Consider the following 20,649-nt stretch of genomic DNA (forward strand, 5'->3'; position numbering starts at 1 on the left):
CCGCTCACCGCGACTGCACCACCGAGGTGTAGATCACCGCGAATTTCGTTTTCGCCGGATCGCAAAACTTGAGTGCGAAAAGCTGCCATACCTGCCCGCTATTCGTTCATTTGAACCGTATGGTTAAACCGTAAAGTCGCCGCACGGAAATTAACCTTGTCGGGGAGAGGGTGCGGTGAATCTGGTGAAACACGCGGCTGTGGTCGCGGCGGCGGCGACGATGATGGGGGGAGCAGCACAGGCGCAGGAGATTTATGTGCATGGCGGCACGCTCGGCGCTGGCGTCGGGGCGGCAATGCCGCTGAATTCATGGGCGGGCGTGCACGCGGAATTCGAGGGCGCCGGCCTGTCGCATTCGGTCAACGCCAATGGCAACGAGTACGACGGCCATCTGAAACTCCTGCAAGGCGGCCTGTATCTCGATCTGTTTCCGTTCAGTTCCAGCGGCTTTCGCGTGACGGCCGGCGCCCTGATCAACGACGACGAACTGACCGCCCACTCCGTGCCGAACGCGCAAGGCAACTACAAGATCGGCGACGACTTCGTGCCGGCCGTGGGCGCCGCGCCCTCCGCCACGGTCACGCTGCCGCGCGTCATGCCTTACCTCGGCATTGGTTACGGCCATAAGCCGGTCTCGAAGGGCTTCGGCATGACGTTCGATCTTGGCGTGGCATACGGCCGTCCGCGCGCCTCCTACAACGTGCCGGCGATCTATTCGATGTTCACGTCGCAGTCCAACATCGATGAGCAGGAACGCAAGATCAGCGACCAGGTGGAGCGCTACAAGCTGTATCCGGTGCTGCAGATCGGGGTGAGCTACCGGTTCTGAGCGGTCGCTCTTTACCAAAGTGTCCAGCGTCGCTGTGAACGCCGTCGCAATGGTCAGCGTGCCAAAGAGCAGCACAAGAAAAAATCAGCATGGGGCGACGACCAAAGCGATCAGCGAGCATGCCGGTCAATGCAAATATCGCTGGTAAAAAGTTGCGCGGCAGGGCAGTCAAGAAATGCAACTGTCCTTGTTACATAACGGGGGATGTCCGACAGGCGAACCAAGGCTAGCGGTCCCTAATGGCAAGGATCGCTCGCCATCTTTGCTCAAATACTTATCCCGCGTAGATGAGCGATTCACCCGTCCTGGCGTGATCCTGCCCTGACGATTTCGGATCTGCCGGCTGTTGAAAACGGGCGCATTTCCGCAGCTTTCACGAGGCGAGTCTCCTATCTCGGTAGACAGTAGTTTCCGGCTCCCAGCTGAGCCGTCCTCCGTCGCGACCTCAAGACATAGCGCAGACGTCATAACCCCAGCCCGTCTCCCGACGACGCGAATACCTGCCGAACATTTTGCTAACAACGCTGGCCGCAGAATTTAGCTGCGACCCGTTTCGGTGGCGCGATTCACTTCATCCTGTCAGTTCCCTGGCGATTCTTTTCATGACAGTCCGGCATCGATGAGATGACTGCGATGCTATTTAAGTTTCATCTCCTTTTGTTCAGAATCCATTCCGAACCATACGTTCGTCTCTTAACCCAAACCGAAGGAGATTTGCCATGAACTTCCGCCAACTTACCCTGGTCGTCGCAACTGCCCTTGCCTTTCCAATTGCCGGCCATGCCCAGGAAACCGCTTCCACCCTAACCCGCGCCCAGGTCCGCGCCGACCTCGTTCAGCTTGAAAAGGCCGGCTACACGCCCGGTCGCGCCAACGATCCCCACTACCCGGAAGACATTCAGGCTGCCGAGGCCAGGATCAGCGCACAGCGCGACACCGATGCCAACGTCGAAACCAGTTTCGGTGGCGTACAGGACAGCTCCGTGACATCGGGCAGCCGCACCGTCGCTAAAGGGCTCGGTTCTCTCTTTGCGCATCACTGAACGACATGCCGTCCGGCCCGCAAGTTTCTACACTCCACCTCGCCGGACGGCCGCTTTCAGACCGCGCTTGCATCAGCCCGAGCTGCTACTGTCACACACCTCCAAGTCTATTGAATTCCACGGCGATCTTTAATGACATTTTGTCATATCACTTCTGACGTGCCGGATATTCATTTATGTGTTCGTTCAACTTAAGCTCCAGGACATCGCGCTGACAGGTTTAATACCGTTTAAAGGACTAAGAAACGGTTTCAAAAAGGCTTCGTAGGGGCTGTTAACCCGTAACGCAACCTGTTAACCTCGATCGTTGTGATAACAGGATCGAGGAGATGGGCAAACCAATCATCGACGACGAACTGTGGACACTGATCGAGCCACTGCTACCACCAGCGAAGCCACGCCGCTTCAAGTATCCGGGCCGCAAGCCAGTTCCGGATCGGGCTGCGCTGACCGGTATCCTGTTCGTGCTAAAGACCGGTATCCGGTGGCGAGATTTGCCAGCAGAAATGGGATGCGGCTCCGGCGTCAGTTGCTGGCGAAGGCTACGCGATTGGCAACAAGCCGGCATATGGGATCGATTGCACGCAGTGCTTCTGGCGAGGTTGCGAGCGATGGACAAGATCGACTTCTCGCGCGTGGTCGTGGATTCGTCGTCGATTCGCGCGGTTGGGGCGGGCGAAAAACTGGTCCGAACCCCACCGATCGAGCGCGACCCGGATCCAGGCACCACCTCGCCACCGATGCCAACGGAACGCCCATCGCGGCAATCCTGACTGGCGCCAATCGTAACGATGTCACCCAACTCGTGCCGTTGATTGAGGCCATCGTACCGATCGCCGGCAGGCGCGGGCGGCCGCTGAGCCGTCCTGGCCGTGTCTACGCTGACCGAGGTTACGACCACGACAAATACCGACGCGCTCTCCATGAGCGCAGTATTCCCACTAGCATCGCGCGGCGTGGCCACCCGCACGGCAGTGGCCTTGGCAAAGTCCGTTGGGTTGTCGAGCGTACACATGCCTGGCTGCATCATTTCCGTCGTCTACGTATTCGCTTCGAACGTCGCGCTGACATCCATGAAGCGTTCCTCAAACTCGGCTGTTGCTTGATCTGTTGGAACACCCTTCAGCGAGCTCAACAGTCTTTATGAAACCGTCTCTAAGTCAAATGTACGCAATCACTGGAATTACAGGAAAAGTCGGCGGTGTCGTCGCCCGATCGCTTTTGAAGGCAGGACTACCTGTTCGTGCCGTTGTCCGGGACATCGCGAAGGGTCAGCCATGGGCAGAGCTCGGTTGCGAGATCGCTCTTGCGGAGATCAGCGACGCCGAAGCGCTTACGAAGGCTTTTGAGGGTGCGGACGGAGTGTTCCTGATGACACCTCCGAACTACGATCCCCAACCAGGCTTCCCGCACACGCAGGCCAACGCTGTCGCAATCAGGAAAGCGCTGTTGACCGCGCGGCCAAAACAGGTCGTGTTCCTTTCGACTGTTGGAGCGCATATCGCGGAGCCCAACCTGCTCAATAACTCCAAGATGACTGAGGAAATGCTTCGCACGCTGGACGTCCCAGTGTGCATGCTCCGTGCGGCCTGGTTCATGGAAAACGCAGCGTGGGATGTCGATGCGGCGCGCACCGGGGCAATTCATTGCTTCCTGCAACCGCAAGATCATCCAATACCGATGGTGGCCGCTGATGACATAGGGCACACCGCGGCAGAAATCCTTTGTGACGAATGGACCGGCGTGCGCATTGTCGAACTGGAGGGGCCGGCGCGCTATAGCGCAAACGACCTCGCGTCCGGGTTCAGCGCCGCCCTCGGCCGTCCTGTGCGCATGGTCCCGGTGCCGCGCGATACATGGGAAACACTGTTCCGGTCCCAAGGCATGCGATATCCAATGCCCCGTATCCGGATGATCGATGGCTTCAACGAGGGTTGGATTGACTTCCAGCGCGGTATTGGCATTGAGCACCGTAAAGGCCAAATTCCTCTCGATGCTGTCCTGAAGACGCTTGTCGCTCACGTTTCTTCTCAGTCGCCAGCTGCCGGTTAGGCAACCGGACGCAAAGCACGGGCACTCGGCTCTGCCTTGGTCTTAACCTCATTCCTTTCCCGCCGGTTTGACGATACCTTCCAACTGATAAAGCTCGATCTTGCGATAAAGGGTGCTGCGCGAGACACCCAAGGCACGGGCGGCCTGCGCAAGGTTGCCGTGCGCATTGTGCACCGCGCGTGCAATGGCTAGACGCTCCGTTTCCTCGAGACTCGCCCCTTCGTCCCGCAACAACGGTACGGCCACCGACGTCGCGATTTCATCGAGCAACTCGGCGGGCAGATCATCGAACGACACAGCGGGTTCGCCGGACGTCAAAAGCATATTCTCGATCACGTTGCGCATTTCCCTTACGTTGCCCGGCCACGAATAGGCGCGCAACACCGCCATGATCTCCGCGCTCAGTTGGCGTTCGGGGACCCCGTGGCGCAAGGCAAGCTTCCGGTTGAAGTGCTCAATGAGCAGATCGATATCGATGTCCCGTTCACGCAGCGGCGGAATACGTATACGCGTAACACTGATCCGGTAATACAGATCGCGGCGAAAGTGACCGGACTCGACCTCTTCGCGCAGATTGCGGTTGGTCATTGCCAGCAGGCGCACATCGACGCGCCGCGGCTGCGTGTCGCCAAGCCGGTAGATGATGCCTTCTTCCAGCACACGCAGCAGGACAGGTTGCAGTTCGAGCGGCATCTCACCGATCTCGTCGAGACAGAGCGTCCCACCATGAGCCAGCTCGAAACGGCCGGCCCGCCCTTCCGTGGTCGCGCCAGTAAAAGCGCCGCGTACGTGACCGAACAGCTCGCTCGCAATCAGTTCTTTCGACGCCGCCCCGCAGTTATACGCGACGAACGGGCCGCCTCCGCCTTCTTCGCCATGAATAGCGCGCGCGAACAGTTCCTTGCCAACCCCTGTTTCGCCCTCGATCAGTACCGGTACGCGCCTGCTGGCAAGTTGCCGCCCACGATTGACGGCAGCCAGCATCGCCGCACTGCGCCCCTGAATCTGCGCGAAACAATTGCGTTGCGGATCAGCCTCTCCGTTGCGCTCCGCGACCCGCACGTTGACGGAACGGGCTCGCGCGGGCACGACTAGCATCGCGCCAATCGTGCTGCCGTCGACCACAACAGGATTGAACCATTCGGCGTGCAACCCCGCGGGCAAATGCTGCGTCCAGTCCTCCACGGCAGAAGTCTCGCTCATCCCGGGGAAACGCTCGCCAATGCCGACCGGCAATGCGACTCTGCCCGTGGTATGCACGAGCCGGCCACAGCGGTCTATCGCCACCATGCCGGTCGCATCCGACGACGACAAGCGTTGCAGACAAAAGGCCAACAATCGCATATGCTCGCGCGCGGCCTGCTCGGCGAGCACCATTTCGATCTGGCGCGCCGCGGTCACGGCCAACGTGAGATTGTTGATCTGATAGGTGGAAGGCGGTCCGGAAATATCGAGCACACCGATCACCGCTCCAGTGCCCGGTTCGCAAATCGGCGCCGCTGCGCAACTCCATGACTTGATGCCTTCACAGAAATGCTCGGAGCCGTGGATATAGGTCGGCTCGCGGGTCGCCAGCGCGGTGCCGATACCATTGGTGCCAGCTCTGCCCTCGCCCCAGTCGCCGCCGATCGTCAGATGGATTTTTTCGCCCGCCGCCCGCGTGCGCAAATCGCCAGCCGCCTTGAGGATCACGCCCTCCTGGTTCGTGAGCAGCAGGATTGAATGTGAATCGGCGAAAAGATCGGCCGTGACCGCGAACAGGCGGTCGGCTGCTTGCAGCAGGTCGCGATGGCGCCAGCACAGCGCCGCAACCTCGTCGCCGTGTACCGCGATCGGCGCCGAGACCGCGGTCGGACTGACGCCGGACTGCAAGCTGCGTTTCCATGAGTCGATCAGCGCCGGGGGAGCAGAGGTCGACGGCTCGCCCGCCAGAAAACGCTCCCACGCGAGCATCGTACCCCGGTCGGAATGACGGAGATTGGCGCGCTGCGCGTTGGCCACGATGCTGCGCATCGCCGCCTGATCACCTAGACCCAACATGCTGCCAATCTGATGTCTCCTCGCCACAACTTTCCTCCTGGGCGATGGTTTAACGCGGAACCGGGCTCTACGGCTGGCTTCGTCTTGACTAGCTGGAATGTGATGGCTGGGTGTATCGGGTGGACTTCTATTTCTCAAACCCAGCAGCTAACGCGCGTCCAGTATAGTCCTGGACTTCCAACGCGTCTTTTGGGGGAAACACGGTCAGCGCAGCGGATCGCGCCCCTTTCCTGGTTTCTTTTTTCTTGCCCTGAATTCGTCACGCATGTTCGCTGAACGCGATCATCCATGCATGCCTTCTCGTTCCCGGTGCAATTCGCAAGGAGCGACCGCCGAAGCAGGCACGCATGTCGATTACACCATTGCTTTAATGATCGCACCGGCGACACCGCGTAAGAACGGAGCGATCGTTGCACTTACATCGTTTACAAGAATACCCGTCCCACACAACGTAATACTCAAGCCCAGTGTAAGTTTGAGCAGGCGCGCGGACGGCAGCGCGCCAAGATACCGGGCAGTCGTCGCAATTGCGCTGAAGCGGCGGGCCGTTCCTGTAGCCATCGTTCGTCTCCTTCTACCGGCGGCCGCCACGTTCGTACTGGCAGCGGCTTTGCTTGCCGTGCCGGTCCCCTGATAGGGAGACCGGCGACGTCAGCCACACGCGTCTATTGACGGCCGAGCAGTTCGGCGCCTGCGCCTAGCGCCGGCCCGGCAGTCGGATCGATCGTCTCCGGCTTCTTGGCGATCAGCGTCTGGGTGGTGAGAATCAGCCCTGCTACCGATGCCGCATTGCGCACCGCACTGTAGCTGACCTTGACCGGATCGATGATGCCGGCCTCGACGAGATTGACGAATGCACCGCTACGTGCGTCGAGACCCATGCCGGGCTTTGCCCGCACCGCTTCGCTTACGATCGCCGCGCCGTCGAGGCCGCAATTCGTCGCGATGTGAAAGAGCGGCTTCGCCAGCGCACTCTGCAAGAGCCGTGCGCCTTGCTGCACGCTGCCATGGCTACGAGCAATGACGCTCTCCAGTTCGGACGAGACCCGCAACAAGGCCATGCCGCCGCCCGACACGACGCCTTCGGCAATCGCCGCGCGCGCCGCGTGAATCGCATCGTCGATCAGATGCAGTCGACGTTTCTGTTCGACCGGCGTCGCGCCGCCCGCGAGAATCAGCGCGGTGCCGCCGGACAGTTTGGCAAGGCGCACCTGAAACTTGTCGCGCTCGACATTCTCCGGCGCCATCTCATACTGGCGCGCCACCTGCTGACGGCGCGCCGCCACTGCCGACGGATCGCCGCCGCCCGCCGTGATGATGGTCTGGTTCGACGAAATGCGTACCTGTCGCGCGCTACCGAGGTCGCGCAATTCCGTGGCCTCCAGCTTTCCGCCCAGGTCGCGGGCAACGACCTTGCCGCCTGTGACGATTGCGATGTCCTCGAGCATCGCCTTGCGCCAGTGTCCATACTCCGGTGGATGAATCGCCGCCACAGGCATGCCGCCGTTGTCGCGCCATGCGAGCAGCGTCATGACACAGGCCGGCGCCACCTCCTCGGCAATGATCAGCAGCGGCCGTTTACTCCGGGTCGCCAATGCCTGAAGCGCTGCGACTTCTTCCTGCGATTGCAGCCGCTGGTCGGTCATCAGAATAAGCGGGTTGTCCAGCACCACCTGCATTCTCTCGATGTCCGTCACCATGTGGTGTGACAGGTAGCCACGATCGAAAGCCATCCCGTCCACCACTTCCAGCCGGGTTTCGACGGTGGTGCCGTATTCCACATCGACAATCCCATCGGCGCCCACCCGCTCCAATGCTTCGGCCACCAGCTTTCCGGTAAATTCGTCGTTGGCTGCCACCACCGCCACGGCGCGCACTTCGTCGGCGCTGCGCAACGGCGACGCCGCGCGCTTGAGCGCCTCGATTGCTTCGTTGACGGCCAGCTCCAGACCCTGCACCAGTTCGACAGGGTTCGCGCCTTGCGCGAGGCAGGCGAGGCCGTCCTGGACCAGTGCGTCGGCCAGCACGGTCGCGGTGGTCGTGCCGTCCCCGGCGACTTCGTTGGTCTGCTTTGACACCTCGCGCACGACTTGCGCACCGATATTCTCGAATGGATCTTCGAGTTCGATCTCGTTGGCAATGCTGACGCCGTCACGCGAGATGATCGGCGTGCCGATCGGCCTGTCGATGATCGCGTTCATTCCGCGTGGACCGAGCGTGCCTCGCACTGCCTTGGCCAGCTTCGCAACGCCTCGACCCAGCGCCATGCGCGCGTCGTCGTCGTGCAGCATGATATTCGGCATGATCCTGCTCCTCTTGATCCCGTTAGTTCGGATTGCTGTTTTTTACTCGGCCGCGCCGCGTGTCTCACGTGCCGGCGCAATCGTACCGCCGGCGTTCGAACCGCCAGTGCGGAAGAAATGCACTGGTTTGATCTCGACCGCCGGCGCAGGGGTGCAGCTTTCGCCATAGCGGGCAGCCAGAAGACCGCGGCATAGCGCGCCGTTGAATTCGGCATTGACGCCGACCCTTCGCAACGCACGCAGGTATGCGCCCAGCTCGTCAGGATTCAGCGGTGCGCCTTGTGTGTCGATAAAAGCCGCTTCATCCGCCTGCTCTGCTTCGTCAATGCAGCGCCCCACTACGAAACGCCGCTCGCGATAGCGCGCGACGAGACGCTGCGTTTTCCCGTCGTCCGCGCTCGTGCTTGCAAGCGCCGACAGCTGCGCCAGGTTCAGGCACACCAGCATCGCAGGCTCGTTGCCTTGCGCCAGCAGCCAGCTTAAAAGCGCTTCCTGTCGCCGCTGAAAAGCCTTGACGAGAAAAATGCGCCGCACGTCCTCCACTTCGCCATTCGCTTCGCTGCCAAAGGTTTGCTGGAACGACCGCCCAGCGGCTACACCTCGATTGATCTCGGTGGCGTACATATGCTCGTCGAGTGTGATCGTGATGTCTGTCACCCATGGCAAGGCCGCTATCGCCTGTCGCATGTCGTCCGCCATCAGGTAGGCGAAATTGGCCGCACACCAGTAGGTCGGCAGGCGGAAGCCGATCGACACGCAGCCGCCGTCGACCTCCACCGCGGTGACGAAACCCAACTCTGTCACCGACTCATCGAGTTCCGGGTCGTCGACCGCCTCCAGCCGGGACCAGACCTCGGCGACCCGGCGTGACCCGCCCTTCGACACGATGACAGCCGGTGCTGGCACAGCGCGCACGGTGCTCATGCGCTGACCGCAGCCGGTTGCCGGACGTCCTCCAGCAGCGCCTTCTGCGCCTCGACGTCGATGCCGTACAACCGCGCCGCATTGAGCCCAAGAATCTTCTTCTTGGCCGTCAGCGACAACTGCACGCCGGTTTCCTTACTCACCGACTCCGGCAGCTCGAAGGCCATGAACTTCTCGATCAGCCATTTCGGCGACCAGATGCCATAGTCGCTGCCGTAGAGGATCTTGTCCTCGCCGATCCAGAACAGCAGTTCCGAGATCACATGCGCGAAGTACTCAGGCCGTGTATGGATGAACGGCAGCACCACGGCGAGACCACCGTAGACATTTGTCTCCTGAGTCGCGATCCAGCAGAAGTCGTCAAGCCGTGGCAAGCCACAGTGCTCAACGATGAAATTCAGGTTCTGAAAGCTGGTGGCGGCATCGTCGACATCGGCCACGTCGAACGCGTCGCGATTCAGCGGCAGAATCGTCGGCCCCTTGTGGACGTGGATGTTCTTGATACCCAGCTTCTCGCAGCGTTCGAAATAACGCTGCACGCTGGGGTCTGACAGCTTGTAGCCCTTGCTGTCGCCGCGCCATTCCGCCGTATAAAGCTTGACGCCCTGAATCTTGTAGAGGGACGCAAGCTCTTCCAGACGATCGAGTCCTGCTTCCCCATCGCGAGGATCGAATGCGCCGTTGACGATAAAGCGGTGCGGATACTTCTGCTTCACCACGTAGTTGGCTTCGGTCGTGTTGAAGCCGTTCTTGTAGAAGTCGGTCAGATAGGTTGGCTGACAGATCGCCATGTCGTCGTAACCCGTGACGAACAGGTCGTTGTACATTGCTTCTTCGCCGTACTTGTCGAACTTCTCCTTCGGCCACACATACTCCTTGGGGCTCAGGTTCGTGTGGTACGCGTAAAAGCAGTCAATGAATTGCTGACCGTGCACGTTCTTGAGGTTGGCCTTGCTGCCGTCCCATAGATGAACGTGTCCGTCGATGATGAAGATGTCCTCACCGTCCGAGGTTCGATACATGGCATTCGTCTCCTTGGTTGCGTGGGCGGCCTGTCGCCCTTGAAGGCACCCGGCCGCCTGATTTGCTGGCGTGGTGTCCGCTCACTCGTAAGCCATCGCATCGTCCATATTGCCGAACAGCACCACCGTCTCGTCGTCGATCATCACCATCCGCCCGTAGTGGGTCGAGGTCGAGATTTCGAACAGATGCGGCGTCATCTCGCGACCGAGCACTTCGCTGATCTCGCCCATCTTGAACTCGATCTTGCCCTGCCCGTCGATGCGGATCATCGCGGGCAAATAGGTCACCGTGATGCCCGGCTTGGCGGACATCAGTTCGGCAATCGCCCGGGCCTCGACGCTGTCGTTCATCGTCACGCCACATTGATGCGAAATGGTCTGTTCGAAGCGGACGTCCTTCATCGACTTGAAAATATTGTCGGTATGCACTGACATTGCGTACTCCTCTTCGCGGTTGGTTCGATGGGTTCGACAAGCGCTCAGGCGCGGATCGACGACGGAAAGTGAACGCCGATTTCTCTCGCGATCATCTCCGCCCGCTCTATCGAACTGTTCAGACAGTCGTTGAACTGAGCCGTCTTCACATGCGGAATCGACCAGATTGGCTGCAACTGCTTTGCTGCCGCCGAGGCCAGCGCACCGTGTTTTTCCAGCCACTCGCCGAACAGCTTGCGATTGGCTTCGCCGTGCTGCGGGTCGTTAGCGAGCATATGGAACAGCTCGACGGCATTGGCCAGATTGCGCTCATAGTCGCCTTCCGCGGCGGACACGACGGTCGGAGTGAGAAAATCGTTTTGCGCGGCAGCAACCTGCATGATGAATCCGCTGCGAAACAGATCCGCCACGAGCGGCTCGAATACGATGTTCACGGCGAAGTACTTCTCGAGAAAATCGGTGGCACCGCCGATGGTCTCTATCGCCCGGCGCGTGTCCTGCCAGATCGGGTCGGTAAGCCAATGCTGCTTGCCGGCATCGAGGTCGAGATTGGGCAGGTCCAACGCGATCTCGCCCAAATAAAGCGTCAGGTCCTGAGCAAAGCGCAGCTTGTACGACGCGTTCGTGAGAATGGCGCTATTGATCATCTGGGTGTAGCCGTAGCGCTGTGCATGCATCGTGGCTGTGCCCAGACCGAACTCCGCATGCTTATATGCGCCCAGATGCTGTTCCAGCACCTTGATCCAGGTCTTGTCGAAGCGCTTCACCGCCCCTGAGCGCCGCGCGTTCTGGATCGCGCCAGTGATCATGCCGACAATGGTCGACTGACGCTGGTAATGGGTGCGTTCCCACTCTTCGTCCACAGCGCGGAACCGATGCCAGTCAGAGCTTTTGGCCGCCGTCCATGTTTTCGAATACGTCGGCGTGCCGTCAGCGAATGCGAGAATCCAGTCTTGCAGCAGATAGCGATTCGGATCCGGCTGTACATCCACCGTCATGTCTTCGTAGTGGCTCGCCTTGCGTCCCTTCGGCTCGAAGTAGTTGTACTTGCGGCTGTCCCAGCCGGAAAACTGGGCCGCGCCGGCCGCGCCCGACTTCACTGGCGACTGCTCTGCCAACGTACTCATGTTAGTCCTCCTTCGTGTTTCGGTTATAGGCACTTCGAACAGGCGTTTTTGCCAGATTCGATCAGCGAACCGCCTGCGTAAATTTGTCGAAATAGAGCCGCTCGGGCGCGACTCCCGCCATCTGAAGAACCGGCATCACCGCCTCGATCATCGGGGTAGGACCGCATGTGTAGGCGTCGATCTCGCCGGCGAGCGCCTCCTCGCGCAAGGTGCGGCTGAGCACTTCGTGGATGAAACCGGTCTCGCCCGTCCAGCCGTCATCTGGTTCGGCATTCGAGAGTGCCGGAATAAAGCGGAAATCCGGCAGCTTGTCTTCCAGCTCCGCGAACTCGTCGAGATAGAACAGATCGCGGCGGCTGCGCGCGCCGTAGAAAAAGCGGATCGGCCGTTCTTCACCGCTTTGCACGTGATCGCTGAGGATCGACCACAGCGGCGACATCCCGGACCCTCCGCCCACCAGCACCATCGGTCCGGGTTGGTCCTCGCGCCGGAAACAGGTGCCGTACGGCCCCTTCGCGACCAGCCTGTCGCCTGGACTCAGACCACCGTCCAGCTGCGACGAAAACGCACCGTTGGGATACTTCTTGATGATGAATTTCAGCGTCGATTCGCCATCAGGCGTATTCGCCATCGAGAAAGATCGCGTGATGCCCGCGCCCGGAATCGTCAGATCGACGTACTGCCCCGCCCAAAAGCGCAGCGGTCTCGACAACTTCACTTCCAGCAGCCTGATGTCGTGCGTGAGCGCGGTGATCTTCGTCAGCGTCGCGTCATATTCGCTCACCGCGATCGAGCGGCGCATCAGGTCTTCGTCATAATTCAGCAGCTCGACGGTCAGATCGCTGTAGGCGAGCGTGCGGCAGAGCAGGATATGACCGGATTCGCGTTCGTAGTCGGGCAACGCGAACGTCGAGTATTTCTTGAGTTCGACATCGCCTTCAACTAGCAGCGACTTGCAGCTGCTGCACTGACCCTCCTTGCATCCATGCATGACGGCTATGCCTTGTCGAAACGCGGCATCGAGCACAGTCTCGCCTTCTGCCACCGACATCTGCACACCGACCGGCTCGAAGTAAACGGTATGGAATACCTTGTCGTCGCCTGTTTCCGTCATCTCGTGCCTCGTCTCTTGCGTGTCGCTCATCTTGTGCTCCCGATCCGGTCCGGCGGCGATGTAGGCGCCGCCGGACCGGATAGCTTCGTCAATTCACCGGATTGATCTTGAAGCCGGCGCGATACTCGGCAATGTGCTTCTCGCGCTGCTCCGGTGTCATGGCGCGCAGCAGCACGATCGGGCTCTGGATCGTGTAGCCGCGCACGTGGTCGAGCGTCCACATCTGCTTGTCGTCAAAGCGCAGATGCGGTTGCGGCACGAGCGTCTTGCCGTCGCTGCGCACAAAGCCGAGATCCTTGATGCAATCGGCCAGATCCCAGCCGTGGTAGCACTCTTCCCATTGGCGGCGCCCGCTGAAACGGCCCATGGCCGGAGTCGGCCTGCCCTCGTATTCCGGCGCGAACGCCACTTTGTGCGTCCAGCGGCACAGCTCGGAGCAATACGTGTATAGCTGACCGTCGACCTCGTCGACCACGAAGTCTTCACGGATCAGACAGGGCACCAGACAGCTCCAGCAACGGTGCGGATACACGTAACCGTTTTCCTGATCGAACAGCATGTTGGTTTCGCCCGGCACGCTCTTCTTCGCGTACCACTTCCAGAAGTCGCCGAATTCGGCGTACCAGCCGGGGTACTTGTGTTCGAACCATTCGAAATCTTTTTCGGTCTGTGCTTCGATACGCCAGAAGTTGACGGGCCAGCCCACGGAGAAGAACTGTGCGACCTTGTGGACATAGTTCTGCTTGACGATGCGGTCCCAGGCGGCGGCGACGTCGTCGTGGTGAATCTTGATGCCGTACTTTTCCAGCGGCAGCATGTAGGTGCGGTAGTAATCCTCGTAGATCCACCGGTGCCACAACTCTGCGTACGATTCCTTGTTCTTGTCGCGGTCCGTGGTGCCATATTCGATGAAGGTGCCAATAGCGGCATCGACGATCGCGTGGTTCTGCCAGAACGCATAGCGCAGATCGCGCTCGAGCAGCAGATGGTTGTCCGGATCGTTGATGATCGACATCACCAGCGAGTGACCATTGCCGATATGGCGGCTTTCGTCCGACTGCACCGAAAGGAACACCGTCGGCAGCGCGTAGTCGCCGTTGCGGGCGGCTTCCGACGGCATCGCGACAAACAGCGTATTCGTGAATGCCGTTTCGGCCACCACCTGCAGAAACACGTTAGCGGCCGTGACCGCGTCGCCGGTGAGGAAGCCCTCGGCGAACTGACGGCCGATCGTGGTGGCATAGCACTTGCCAAACGCGGCTTCAGTAATATCGAATCCGGCCGGATCGATATAGTTTTCCATGTACCACTTTTTCAGGTTCATCTGGATCGTGGAGTGCCGGAACTCGTCGACCATCTGCATCGTAAAACCGGTGCGTAGCTCTTCACCCGGTGCGAGCCGGCCGAGCATCGCCATCGAACGCGCCGCCGAAATCTCGGGGAACGGAATGATGGCGAGGAACAGCTTCATCCATTCCACCCAGCGAGGCTGGACGTTGCGGAACATGTCGCCGCGCAATGCCGCGTCGAGTGCGCCGTACACGCGATTGTCCTTTTCCTCCTGCATCGGAAAATAAGAGCGCAGCACCTGTTTCATCGGGTCACGTGGCGCCTTACTGATCTTGTAGTCCGTCGGGAAGGTCATGGCCTCCTGGACGTAACTCGGAGTCCAGCCGAGATCGGCAACGCGGCGCGCCGCTTCGCCAATGCTGATCCCGCGCTGGGACGTGATCTTGTTGAGCGTTAATCCATCAGACATTGAGCTCTCCTAGTTCCATTTCGATAACTGTCGCAATGCGACGCTTCGGGCAGGGCCGGCTACCGCCAGGACCAGAGTCAACAACACGGGCGGGTCGTCTCGTTAGCAAGCGAAAAAGTTCGGGACAAGAAACGGAAGGACAAGCCTGCTGGGCCGGTCTTCATTGATCGTGTCTCCTGCTGTTTTCGGCTCGCGTCTTGTGACGTCGACGCTTTCGGATTGACCTGCACTGATAGAGCGATAAGCGTGCCAGAAGGAATCCTTTATTCCGCATCAAGCCTGGTAACGAACACGGGCTTCTGCTAAAAATTCCTGCAGTGCGCCATGTTGTGTTCTGCGACAACTCCGCCTCACGACGCTGTCCGATATTGGGACGTTTGAATTGAGCGGCGGGTTCTGAATGGATCGCCTATATTCCTTCGGATGGCTTATTTTCAGTAACGGCTAACGTGGCAGACCATGCCACGCTGCTACGTCGCAACGCTGCCGTGGCTTTCACCCGTAAGAATCACGCTACGGGCAGCGCCGCCTGGCTCTTTTCCTTCAGCGACAAAGCGTGCCGTGAGAATTAGCGCGCCCAGCGCGAAGTCCTTGCCGTAGGCTTCGATCATCTCGTCTGCCACTGCGCCAAGGCGCTCGAAGAATTGCTCTTTGGGTGTGTGTCCGTTCTGCATGGTTGTCTCCGTTTTGACATGTGATGGAAGCACGGCCCGTTTATCTGCGGCGTCCGAAGCGGAACAGCTCGTCCGGCAGAAATACCAGCGCCAGCTCGCCCGCCTCGGTTCCCAGAGCGAGCCGCCCACCGTCCGGCGACCAGGCCATCGCGCTGACCGCGCTGTTGCCGGAACCCTTGATGAACAAAACATCGCTACTGCCTGGCTGACACAGCAACACCGCACCGCTGTGATAACCCACTGCAATTAGCGGATGAACCGGATGACAGGCCACCCGGCTTACCGGCGCCTTGCCGGGAACGCCGCATTCGTGTGGCTGATCGTTCGCGCCGGGCGGATCGAAGCGCCAGCACACTGCGCGCATGCCGCCACTGGTGGCGAGAAAGCGGCCGTCAGCGGAAAACGATAGCGAGCGCGGCTGCCCCGGATAGCCGCCCATCTCGATGTCGGCGCCGTCGGGCAGCCGCCAGCCATGCAGCGCGTTCTCCTCCATACCGCTCACGAGATAGCGGCCGTCAGGGCTCCACGCCACGTTACGGTGATAGCCCGGCCACGCAAGCAGACGCTCTCGAAGCGTGGCGGCCGCCCAAAGCGTGACGCCACCGTGATGCGAGATCGCCAGTTGCGTACCGGCCGGGTCGAAGGCCAGCGATGTGGCCGATCCGGGCAGCGTGAGGCAGGCGGGTTTGGCCCCGAGCCAATGAACCCGGCGGCCGCTTGCATAAGCTCGACCACCCGCCTGGCTGGTGGCCACGCGGTCGATCCATGCGCTCGCCTCGTGCGCGACGAGTTCGCTCGTGCCGTCGCGGCGCAGATGGACGAGACGGCCGTCGTCACCACCGCTCACGAATCCGCCCGCAGGGTCGGCGGCAAGAGCCAGGCATGTGCCCTCATGCACGCTGAAGCGCGCGAGCGGCGCTGGCGGTGCTTGTGCCTGCACGACCTCGACGCCGCCGCTTTCGCGTGGTTTGAGTCGAGGGCCGCCGTCCCAGACACCGGTGGCGAGCGCAAGCGTACCGTCGCCGAGAGCGAATCCAGCCGATTGCCCCGCCGTGTCCCACGCGACTTCGACGACGGACGCGTCGGTGACCCAACATGCACCAAGCAGTTCGATCAGAACGGGCGGCGCGTTCATGAGTCGATCTCGCAGTACCGGATGCTCTCCCGCAACTCGCGCCGGTCGAGATTGCGGCCGATGAACACGAGGCGGCTGTCACGGTGTTCGCCGGCTTGCCAGGGCCGGTCGAAATCCGTATCCATCGTCATGTGCACGCCCTGAAACACGAAACGGTGCTCCGATCCGGCGAGATCGACGATACCTTTTGCACGCAACAGGTTCTGGCCTTGCTCGACCACCAACTGCTGCAACCAGGAGAGGAAGCGCGTACGTTCGAGCGGGCGCTCGACGCGCAGCGATACGCTATCGATACCGTGACTATGGCGCCCCTGCTTGACGGGGGCGCCTGCACGAAGCGGCACGTAGTGGTAAGTCCGCTCGCCGCGTGATGATTCACCCGCCTCACCCGCCGAGGTGGCAAGCGCCATGCGCTTGAGATCGAACGCCCCGCGATCGAGCAGCGCGGCAAGCGGTATTTCGCAGCGCACGCTGGTCCGCCATTCCACAGTCGGGTTGATGCGCCGCACGGCCTCCTGAACCGAAGCGAGACCGGCCGGATCGACGAGGTCGATCTTGTTGATCAGTACGATGTCGGCCTGCGCGAGTTGCTCCGCGGCCTCGCGGCTGTCTGCGAGGCGCGCCTGCAAATGCGCGGCATCGGCCACGCAGATTACGCTGTCGAGCCGCGTGCGCTGCCGGATCTCATCGTCGATAAAGAAGGTTTGCACCACCGGCGCGGGATCGGCCAGACCCGACGTTTCAATCAGGATCCCGTCGAAGCCATCCTTACGCTTGACCAGGGCCGCCACCACGCGAATCAGATCGCCGCGCACCTTGCAACAGACACAACCGTTGTTCAATTCGATGACCTCGTCTTCCGCGCCGACGACAAGACCGCCGTCAATGCCGATCGCGCCGAATTCGTTGACGATCACCGCATAGCGCCGGCCGTGTTGCTCGCGCAGAATGCGATTGAGCAGCGTGGTCTTGCCCGCGCCGAGAAAGCCGGTGAGCACCGTAACCGGAATCCGATTCATTGCCAGCCCCCTTGTGTCTCAGACGACGCTCGACTGTCCAATCGGGCCAGCTCGTTCGCAAGCCGCTCCCGTTCGGATTCGATCGCCCGCAACACGTTTTCGGCCTCGCCGAGACGCTCGCGCAATTGCTCGATATGCGACGTTGTTTCTGGCGAGACACCGTCGCGCATCTCGCAAGCGAGTGCGCACGCCAGTTCGATCTCCGCGCCCGCGCGCCTGCTTTCTCCGCGCAGGTGGTGGGAATTGACTTCGGTCAGTGCAATAACCAGACGCATGCGCTCGAAAAGCGAGGCGGCGTCACGCTCCACAGTCACGGCGATCTCCACGTTGAGGTACGCCCGTCGAGGCATCTACGGAATCAACACTGCCCGGCCTTTGACCTTGCCGTGGTGCAGATCCTTGAGTGCCTGGTTCGCCTCGCTCAGACGATATTCCCGGGTCGACAGATGAACGAGGCCACGGTCGGCGAGCGCCATCAGTTCGACGAGTTCGGGATAGGTGCCCACCAGGTTGCCGACGATGGTCTTCTCGCTGGTGATCATGTCGATGGTCGGCAACTCGATCTTTCCACCGTAGCCAACGATGTAGTAGAAGCCCGCGTTGCGCGTCATGGCGAGGCCCTTTGCGATGGCGTCGCCTTCGCCGACAAAATCGATGACCGCTTCGGCGCCGTTGCCGCCCGTCAGTTCGAGTACGCGCTCCACTTCATCACCATCGCCCTTGACCGTGTGATGCGCGCCGCAATCCTTCGCAAGCTGCAACGCAACTTCGGAGCGGTCGACTACGATGATTTCCGCCGCGCAAAGCGCGTTCAGCACCTGGATGCCGATATGCCCCAGACCACCGGCGCCGATCACGACGGCGAATTGACCGGGGAGCAAATGGCGCGACGCTTTCTTTGCAGCGCGGTACGCGGTCAGGCCGGCGTCGGTATACGGTGCGACGTCCTTCGGCGCGAGCGATTTCGGCAACTGGATCAGCGAGCGTTCGCCGGTCAGCAGATATTGCGCGTAGCCGCCGTTGGCGTTGATGCCGGGAAAGCGGCTCTCCGTGGCATGCATATCATCGCCACGCCGGCAGGCGAGGCAATGTCCGCTCGTCACGAGGGGATGGCAGATGACCGGGTCGCCGACCTTGACACTCTCCACACCGCGGCCCACCTCTTCAACCCAGCCAGCGTTTTCGTGGCCCATGATGTAGGGCAACTTCACATCGACCTTGCTGCGCCAGATGCCTTCCACGACGTGCAGATCGGTGCGGCACACACCGGCACCACCAATCCGGACGATGACATCAGTGGGTCGCTCGATCTTCGGATCGTCGACGTCTTCGTAGCGCACGAATTCTTCGCGAGTCAACGACTCGTCGTACTGATGCAGCACAGCAGCTTTCACTTTGTCTCCTCCGTTTATGTTGGCCGGCAAACCCACGAACAGTAAGCGCGGCGCTTTTGCGCGCGGCCAATGCAGACTAGGCAATGTCCATGCCATCGGAGGAGAAATCGATCACGCCGCCCGAAGAAGGCACGTGAGCATGGGAAGCAGCGTTATTCACAACGACCGGATGGCTCGCGTGCCGGGGTACTGTCGCAAAATCGGACGCTTGGTGTGGGTGCGGGCCCGCGGCTTGTCCGAAAATGGGACGCATCGGGCATGAAGGCTTGCTGGAGGCCGCGCAGAGTTTCGCAATGGGTTGCCGCAATGGTTTCGGGAACGACGCTTTGCGTGACTCGCCATTTGTATTGCCAAAGCGGGTCCATGACCTGACAAAAACACTGTATGAATGTACAGTCTAGGTATTTGCGCAGCGGAGCGCGACTTATCGCTGTGTCGACGTTCATCACCGAAAGCTGTCGATGAACGCCGTGTGAGCCAGGCTAGAGAGTGAACGCAATTTTCGAGTATCAAGGCATGCCAGATGACAGGCGCGTAGCCCACATTGACATGGACGCATTCTTTGCGTCGTGTGAACTTTCGCAGTATCCAGAACTGCGAGGCCAGGCCATGGTGGTTGCCGGCCGTCGTTCGGATGCGCCCCGTACGAACGCGGATGGCACGCGTGAATTCTCGAGGTTACGCGACTATACGGGCAGAGGCGTCTTGACGACCGCCACCTACGAAGCACGAGCGCTCGGAGTTCACTCTGGAATGCCCGCGATGAAGGCGGCCCGACTGGCGCCGAATGCCATTCTCCTTCCGGTGAACTTCGACCTCTACCGAACCTACTCACGACTGTTCAAGGAAGCAGTTCGATCCGTCAGTCCGATTATCGAGGACGTGGGAATCGATGAGGTGTACGCCGATCTATCGCTCTTGAATGACGAATCGGAGCACATTGCACGGAACCTGAAATCCGCCGTCTTCGAGGCGACCAGCCTCACATGTTCAGTCGGCATTGCGCCAAACAAACTCCTGGCCAAGCTATGTTCCGACATGCAAAAGCCCGACGGCATCACGATCCTGCGGCTTGAGGATTTGCAAGCCAAGATCTGGCCAATGGCTGCCGGAAAAATCAACGGTATTGGGCCGAAGGCCAACGCCAGGCTTGCGTCTCTGGGAATAACGACCATCGGCGAAATTGCCGCATGCAGCGAGCAATGGCTGATCGAACAGTTCGGCCGGAGTTACGGATCGTGGCTTCGCAGGGTTTCTCACGGGCTAGATAATAGGCCGGTGGTGACTTATAGCGAGCCTGTCTCGATGAGCCGGGAGACCACATTCGAGCAAGACCTGCACGCTGTGCGGCACAGGCAGGAACTCGGTTCCGCATTTACCCGTTTATGCGAGCAGGTGGCGCTGGATTTACAGCGAAAGGGCTATCTCGCACGGAAAATCGGAATCAAGCTGCGCTTCAGCGACTTTCAGACAGTAACGCGTGACGTCACGCTCCCAGAACCTATTGCGGATGCCAAGGCGTTGCGTCACGCGGCGACCCAGTGTCTGAAACGGGTTGACCTCGTTAAATCCATCAGGCTGTTGGGGGTCAAGGCGGGCAGTCTCCAAAGCGGAGGAGCGAGGAAAAGCAACGAGTCGCCTCAGTTCACACTGGATTTTTAGCACACGGGGTTCTCTACCGAGCAGATGTATTCCGACCTGCCAACAACGACTCAAACACCCAGGTTGGGCGACATTGAGCGCGCAAGCTGCGGCGCCTCGGCCTGCGCGTCAGCGCGT

19 protein-coding genes are annotated in these 20,649 nt (G+C 60.5%); 5 read left to right on the top strand and 14 right to left on the bottom strand.

Annotation, left to right across the window (positions count from 1 at the left end):
• The first annotated feature begins 220 nt into the window (after window positions 1–220).
• From RI103_RS28515 to RI103_RS28530, 4 genes are all read left to right on the top strand, one after another.
• A complete protein-coding gene (locus tag RI103_RS28515; protein ID WP_310818597.1) occupies window positions 221–829 on the top strand; it encodes a hypothetical protein in 609 nt (202 codons plus the stop codon).
• A gap of 719 nt (window positions 830–1,548) precedes the next feature.
• Window positions 1,549–1,872, top strand: coding sequence for a DUF4148 domain-containing protein (locus tag RI103_RS28520; protein WP_310815885.1), 324 nt, complete (start codon window positions 1,549–1,551; stop codon window positions 1,870–1,872).
• A gap of 329 nt (window positions 1,873–2,201) precedes the next feature.
• Window positions 2,202–3,019 (top strand): IS5 family transposase gene (locus RI103_RS28525; protein ID WP_310812183.1). Its coding sequence is split into 2 segments (ribosomal slippage): window positions 2,202–2,550 and window positions 2,550–3,019, totalling 819 coding nucleotides; the frame shifts between segments, so codons are not numbered across the junction.
• Between the two features lie 17 nt (window positions 3,020–3,036).
• Complete coding sequence (locus RI103_RS28530; protein WP_310815886.1) at window positions 3,037–3,924, top strand: NmrA family NAD(P)-binding protein; 888 nt, start codon at window positions 3,037–3,039, stop codon at window positions 3,922–3,924.
• A gap of 48 nt (window positions 3,925–3,972) precedes the next feature.
• Here RI103_RS28530 and RI103_RS28535 read toward each other — a convergent pair whose 3' ends face one another.
• From RI103_RS28535 to RI103_RS28600, 14 genes are all read right to left on the bottom strand, one after another.
• The gene (locus RI103_RS28535) at window positions 3,973–5,964 is read right to left on the bottom strand and encodes a sigma-54-dependent Fis family transcriptional regulator (RefSeq protein WP_310815887.1); all 1,992 of its coding nucleotides are present in this window, start codon (window positions 5,962–5,964) and stop codon (window positions 3,973–3,975) included.
• Window positions 5,965–6,318: 354 nt separating this feature from the next.
• A complete protein-coding gene (locus tag RI103_RS28540) occupies window positions 6,319–6,525 on the bottom strand; it encodes a hypothetical protein (protein WP_310815889.1) in 207 nt (68 codons plus the stop codon).
• Window positions 6,526–6,629: 104 nt separating this feature from the next.
• Window positions 6,630–8,267 (bottom strand): molecular chaperone GroEL, encoded by a 1,638-nt coding sequence (locus RI103_RS28545; protein ID WP_310815891.1) that lies wholly within the window; start codon window positions 8,265–8,267, stop codon window positions 6,630–6,632.
• Between the two features lie 42 nt (window positions 8,268–8,309).
• Window positions 8,310–9,191, bottom strand: coding sequence for an iron-sulfur cluster assembly protein (locus RI103_RS28550; protein ID WP_310815892.1), 882 nt, complete (start codon window positions 9,189–9,191; stop codon window positions 8,310–8,312).
• Window positions 9,188–10,213 (bottom strand): amidohydrolase family protein, encoded by a 1,026-nt coding sequence (locus RI103_RS28555; protein WP_310815893.1) that lies wholly within the window; start codon window positions 10,211–10,213, stop codon window positions 9,188–9,190. The genes RI103_RS28550 and RI103_RS28555 overlap by 4 nt, the downstream gene beginning before the upstream one ends.
• Window positions 10,214–10,294: 81 nt before the next feature.
• Window positions 10,295–10,648: an MmoB/DmpM family protein gene (locus tag RI103_RS28560; RefSeq protein ID WP_018434416.1), complete on the bottom strand. Its 354-nt coding sequence runs from the start codon at window positions 10,646–10,648 to the stop codon at window positions 10,295–10,297.
• Between the two features lie 44 nt (window positions 10,649–10,692).
• Window positions 10,693–11,775, bottom strand: a complete 1,083-nt coding sequence (locus tag RI103_RS28565) for an aromatic/alkene monooxygenase hydroxylase subunit beta (RefSeq protein WP_310815896.1) — start codon at window positions 11,773–11,775, stop codon at window positions 10,693–10,695.
• A gap of 61 nt (window positions 11,776–11,836) precedes the next feature.
• The gene (locus RI103_RS28570; RefSeq protein ID WP_310815897.1) at window positions 11,837–12,919 is read right to left on the bottom strand and encodes an FAD-binding oxidoreductase; all 1,083 of its coding nucleotides are present in this window, start codon (window positions 12,917–12,919) and stop codon (window positions 11,837–11,839) included.
• Between the two features lie 58 nt (window positions 12,920–12,977).
• Window positions 12,978–14,648, bottom strand: coding sequence for an aromatic/alkene/methane monooxygenase hydroxylase/oxygenase subunit alpha (locus RI103_RS28575; protein WP_310815899.1), 1,671 nt, complete (start codon window positions 14,646–14,648; stop codon window positions 12,978–12,980).
• Between the two features lie 470 nt (window positions 14,649–15,118).
• Complete coding sequence (locus tag RI103_RS28580; RefSeq protein WP_310815901.1) at window positions 15,119–15,322, bottom strand: hypothetical protein; 204 nt, start codon at window positions 15,320–15,322, stop codon at window positions 15,119–15,121.
• A 40-nt stretch (window positions 15,323–15,362) separates the two neighbouring features.
• Window positions 15,363–16,457 (bottom strand): WD40 repeat domain-containing protein, encoded by a 1,095-nt coding sequence (locus tag RI103_RS28585; protein WP_310815903.1) that lies wholly within the window; start codon window positions 16,455–16,457, stop codon window positions 15,363–15,365.
• A complete protein-coding gene (locus RI103_RS28590; protein ID WP_310815904.1) occupies window positions 16,454–17,476 on the bottom strand; it encodes a GTP-binding protein in 1,023 nt (340 codons plus the stop codon). Before RI103_RS28590 ends, RI103_RS28585 begins: the two co-directional genes overlap by 4 nt.
• Window positions 17,473–17,802 carry a hypothetical protein gene (locus tag RI103_RS28595; RefSeq protein ID WP_310815905.1) on the bottom strand — a complete coding sequence of 110 codons (330 nt, stop codon included), beginning with the start codon at window positions 17,800–17,802 and terminating at the stop codon, window positions 17,473–17,475. The genes RI103_RS28590 and RI103_RS28595 overlap by 4 nt, the downstream gene beginning before the upstream one ends.
• 24 nt (window positions 17,803–17,826) lie before the next feature.
• Window positions 17,827–18,870: an NAD(P)-dependent alcohol dehydrogenase gene (locus RI103_RS28600; RefSeq protein ID WP_310815907.1), complete on the bottom strand. Its 1,044-nt coding sequence runs from the start codon at window positions 18,868–18,870 to the stop codon at window positions 17,827–17,829.
• Between the two features lie 516 nt (window positions 18,871–19,386).
• Here RI103_RS28600 and dinB point away from each other — a divergent pair.
• Window positions 19,387–20,532 carry a DNA polymerase IV gene (dinB, locus tag RI103_RS28605; RefSeq protein WP_310818598.1) on the top strand — a complete coding sequence of 382 codons (1,146 nt, stop codon included), beginning with the start codon at window positions 19,387–19,389 and terminating at the stop codon, window positions 20,530–20,532.
• Window positions 20,533–20,649: the final 117 nt, after the last annotated feature.

This window comes from Paraburkholderia sp. FT54, from assembly GCF_031585635.1.
Taxonomy (GTDB): domain Bacteria; phylum Pseudomonadota; class Gammaproteobacteria; order Burkholderiales; family Burkholderiaceae; genus Paraburkholderia.

Excerpts from the sequence above, each read along its gene's own strand:
- RI103_RS28585 (WP_310815903.1), bottom strand. The coding sequence starts at position 16,457 with ATGAACGCGCCGCCCGTTCTGATCGAACTGCTTGGTGCATGTTGGGTC.
- RI103_RS28530 (WP_310815886.1), top strand. The coding sequence starts at position 3,037 with ATGTACGCAATCACTGGAATTACAGGAAAAGTCGGCGGTGTCGTCGCC.
- RI103_RS28560 (WP_018434416.1), bottom strand. The coding sequence starts at position 10,648 with ATGTCAGTGCATACCGACAATATTTTCAAGTCGATGAAGGACGTCCGC.
- dinB (WP_310818598.1), top strand. The coding sequence starts at position 19,387 with ATGCCAGATGACAGGCGCGTAGCCCACATTGACATGGACGCATTCTTT.
- RI103_RS28515 (WP_310818597.1), top strand. The coding sequence starts at position 221 with ATGATGGGGGGAGCAGCACAGGCGCAGGAGATTTATGTGCATGGCGGC.
- RI103_RS28550 (WP_310815892.1), bottom strand. The coding sequence starts at position 9,191 with ATGAGCACCGTGCGCGCTGTGCCAGCACCGGCTGTCATCGTGTCGAAG.
- RI103_RS28520 (WP_310815885.1), top strand. The coding sequence starts at position 1,549 with ATGAACTTCCGCCAACTTACCCTGGTCGTCGCAACTGCCCTTGCCTTT.
- RI103_RS28535 (WP_310815887.1), bottom strand. The coding sequence starts at position 5,964 with ATGTTGGGTCTAGGTGATCAGGCGGCGATGCGCAGCATCGTGGCCAAC.
- RI103_RS28575 (WP_310815899.1), bottom strand. The coding sequence starts at position 14,648 with ATGTCTGATGGATTAACGCTCAACAAGATCACGTCCCAGCGCGGGATC.
- RI103_RS28580 (WP_310815901.1), bottom strand. The coding sequence starts at position 15,322 with ATGCAGAACGGACACACACCCAAAGAGCAATTCTTCGAGCGCCTTGGC.
- RI103_RS28555 (WP_310815893.1), bottom strand. The coding sequence starts at position 10,213 with ATGTATCGAACCTCGGACGGTGAGGACATCTTCATCATCGACGGACAC.
- RI103_RS28570 (WP_310815897.1), bottom strand. The coding sequence starts at position 12,919 with ATGAGCGACACGCAAGAGACGAGGCACGAGATGACGGAAACAGGCGAC.
- RI103_RS28545 (WP_310815891.1), bottom strand. The coding sequence starts at position 8,267 with ATGCCGAATATCATGCTGCACGACGACGACGCGCGCATGGCGCTGGGT.
- RI103_RS28540 (WP_310815889.1), bottom strand. The coding sequence starts at position 6,525 with ATGGCTACAGGAACGGCCCGCCGCTTCAGCGCAATTGCGACGACTGCC.
- RI103_RS28565 (WP_310815896.1), bottom strand. The coding sequence starts at position 11,775 with ATGAGTACGTTGGCAGAGCAGTCGCCAGTGAAGTCGGGCGCGGCCGGC.
- RI103_RS28590 (WP_310815904.1), bottom strand. The coding sequence starts at position 17,476 with ATGAATCGGATTCCGGTTACGGTGCTCACCGGCTTTCTCGGCGCGGGC.